At 47.4% G+C, this 3,429-nt stretch carries 2 protein-coding genes and 1 pseudogene; 1 reads left to right on the forward strand and 2 read right to left on the reverse strand.

Annotated features, from left to right (window positions below; translation table 11 throughout):
* Positions 1-557 precede the first annotated feature (557 nt).
* Both C7B77_RS26460 and pgl read right to left on the reverse strand, forming a co-directional pair.
* Positions 558-1,425 (reverse strand): annotated as a pseudogene (locus tag C7B77_RS26460) (FHA domain-containing protein).
* Between the two features lie 251 nt (positions 1,426-1,676).
* On the reverse strand, positions 1,677-2,405 hold the full coding sequence (gene pgl, locus C7B77_RS26465) for a 6-phosphogluconolactonase (protein WP_106312035.1): 729 nt from the start codon (positions 2,403-2,405) through the stop codon (positions 1,677-1,679).
* 219 nt (positions 2,406-2,624) lie between these two features.
* Between pgl and C7B77_RS26470 the strand changes: the two genes are divergently transcribed.
* Positions 2,625-3,359 (forward strand): HpsJ family protein, encoded by a 735-nt coding sequence (locus C7B77_RS26470; RefSeq protein ID WP_106312038.1) that lies wholly within the window; start codon positions 2,625-2,627, stop codon positions 3,357-3,359.
* Positions 3,360-3,429: the final 70 nt, after the last annotated feature.

Consider the following 3,429-nt stretch of genomic DNA (forward strand, 5'->3'; position numbering starts at 1 on the left):
TACTTAGCGATGATCCGTATCATGGTTAGGCGTTTGGCATAAAATTTAACTCTCTCCTGACTTTTCAAACATCCTCTAAGACGATCGCGGATGGCATTTGAATAGTGGCTGGTGAGCATTAAATAAGGCAGTTCGATCTAGAAGATCCAATAGTACGGAACTAAGCAGGTTTCATAACGATACCGATCGGTAACTTAATTATGGCTGACCGATCGTGAATAATGAAAGTGGGTCAGTCATTACTACAAATAATTAACTCATACTTCAGACGATCGCGACTCGTCCTCTGTGAGTTAGTTAGTGGGTAATGCGAACTCTGCTATGGTGCTAGAATAGGCGATCGAGCCAAGCCCAGCCACAACTTTCTCAATCAGATGAATTACGATCGATAATTTTCCAGTTTAGGGAAAGCAAAGATCGGAGCTTTGTTATTATCCAATTGGATTCATAACATAAATATAAAGCAATATTGCTTTTGAGATTTATTTCAGCTCCCCAGGAAAAGTATATACAAAAGCCAGCTATTTTGATACTAACAATTTACGGCGATCGCTGGCTCATTCCGTAGCTTGAAAGATAAATGTGACTAAATCGCCTTTGCCCAGACCGATGCGATCGCCAGCACGCAATGCATGTCGATTGCCTTTTGCTAAAACATTGTGGTTGATATAAGTGCCATTGGCACTGCCGACATCCTCAATGTAATATCGATCTTCTTCAACGCGAATATTGGCATGAACTCGCGATACGACCTCCGCACAAGGGAAACTCGACACATCGATATCTGGAGCCACCAGATCGTTAGGTTTGCCCAAGTGAACGACTTCTAATTGTGGCGGTATTTGCAAAATTGTATTTGTTTGCAAATGCAGCAATTGATATGTTGCGATCGGCGGTTGAGGGATTGTGTCTGGCTGGTCCTTTTGCCGGTTGTGGAATTACAGCAACTGGTTCTACAGGGGCTGATGCTGAGGGCACCTCTAGGGCTGGCTCTTCTAGAGGGGCTGTTACTGAAGGTTCCTCTACGACTGGCTCTTCTAGAGGGGCTGTTGCCGAAGGTTCCTCTGCGGCTTCAACCGTCGGTGTTTCAGCTTGCGAGACAACGCTGGCAACAGTCGGTGCCGCAGGGAGCGGCATCGCAAAAATATCTGCTTCTGGAGTCAATACGGTGGGTGGCAAACCGACACTGGGTGCGGCAGGTGCGCCTGTGGCCGCAACTGGATCGGGTGGCGGTAGTAAAATTGGCGATGATGTCGCTGCTGGGGGTTTGAGATTGTAACCGCATTGTCCGCAAAACGTTGCATCTACTTGAATCGATGCCCCACAGTTCGGACAAGCTTTCGTCGCTGGCAAGGCGGTATAGCAAGCTTCGCAGTTAGTCGCTCCTTCCGGATTGTCGTGTTTACAGTTTGGACAGACGATCATAAATTAGATGTTAACTTTTGTCGTGTTTACAGTTTGGAGAGCCGATCGTGATTAGATGTTAACTTTTCAAAGACTGGTATCGAGCGTTAGGATTGACGATCGTCAAAAATGTAATTTTAAGTGGCAATCGCTTAACTTATATTTACAGTTCGATCTGACGATCGTCAAAACCGAAGATTTTAAGTTACAAATGCTTATACTGTTTCGATTTTACCAGAGTTATGGGTGGGCGGCGGCAAAGTGTAGTTACTTTAACTGGCGATCGCTAAGTCCTTGCCTGCATCGGCGTCTAGCAGCCATAGGAGTTCGCCTTGGGGTTGGATGCCGCGCGCTGGATAAGTATCGGCATCACCTGTGGGTGCGAAAATTTCGCCCAGTGCAGTTTGCTTACTCGCCCCAGAAATGAGGAAGATCGTGCTCCGCGCTCGATCGATGAGGGGATAGGTAAAAGTGATCCGGGGTTGCCCATCTTTTTCACCGACGGTTACCAATCGATCGCGGACGGATAAAGCCGCTGTATGGGGGAATAACGAGGCCGTATGCCCATCATCTCCCATCCCCAGCAGGATGAGATCGAAAGCGGGAATCGACCCAGCTTCTAGCCCAAAATCGGCCAAAATCTGGCGATCGTACTCCGCCGCCGCCTGTTGAGGATCGGCAAAATTTGTAGGCATGGGGTGAATATTGGCAGCCGGAATGGGGCATGAGTCGAGCCAGATCCGTTTGGTCATCCCATAGTTGCTATCAGGATGGCTGGGGGGCACATAGCGTTCGTCACCCCAATAAATCCCAATTCGATCCCAAGGTAAGTCGGCTTGAGCCAGAGCCGCGTACAATGGTTGCGGAGTCGAACCGCCAGACAAGGCAATCGTACACCGCTGACGCTCGTCAACCGCCGTGCGGATCCGTGCCACCATCAGGTCAAAAGCCGCCGACACTAATGCCTGCCTGTCAGGATAAATCAGAACTTTGTGCGTCATAAAAATCGAGATAGCAGATAAACTGAATAATTAGATTTTAGGCCAGACATGAGCGCGTTCGCGTTGGAGTAGCCTCTGCCTTTGCAGAAGCGTTGCGTTAGCAAATCGATGGGAACTTCCCCAAAACAAGATAATCTAGATTTTTAGCTCCCTCCACTAAGCGTTTACCATTCACTCCTCGATCGGAGTGACGATCTTAACATCTCCATAATTTAGAGTATGCAACCTACCGTCAGTAGTTTTTTGACTCCCCTCGCGCTCAAAACCGCAGGTGTAGTATTGATTCTGTCTTTACCAATCGATCTGGCATTTACACTTTTGTTTGTGCCCGAAAGTGTGGGAGCCGATCCAACTCAGTGGTGGCTGATGGCAACTAGTCAACTCGCCCAGCGCGGCTTATTACCTCTAGTCGGGATTGCCTTTATTGCCATCGGCGACTGGATCGAGATTGTTTCGACAGAGGATGGCGGTAGCAGAGGCAATGGCTGGAGAATCGTTGTTTTTTCGCTATCTAGTTTGTTGGGCTTGATTTTTTTGATGATTATTCCCTTTCAATTACTGACTACTAACACGCTCCAAAATCAAAAACTCAAAACGATCGATGATACGGTCGCTCAAAGAAAAGCTGAGGTCAAGTCCCAAAATAAAGATAAAATCCAACAACAGATTACGGCGATCGATGCAGAGATTAAAAGCGGCAGAGTCCAAGGTCAAGCCGCTAACGATCTCAAAAATACTAGAGGCAATCTGCAATTGCTCCTCAACGATCCCAAAAAACTCGCTCAAGAAGTCGATAATATCGTCAAACAGTTGGATAAAGAGAAGCAAAAAGCCCAATCTCAAGTCAGTAATGAAGTATTACAAACTGGCATCCGTACTAGTTTGACTAGTTTGCCACTGGCAATCGCCTACACCACCATCGGCTGGATGGGACTCCGACGGGTACTGAAGTAGAGGGTAGTGAATAGTGGATAGTGAATAGTGAATAGTGAATAGTTGGGACGCTTGCGTCCCCATCCACCCA

It is taken from the genome of Chamaesiphon polymorphus CCALA 037 (genome assembly GCF_003003845.1).
Classification (GTDB): Bacteria; Cyanobacteriota; Cyanobacteriia; order Cyanobacteriales; family Chamaesiphonaceae; genus Chamaesiphon; species Chamaesiphon polymorphus.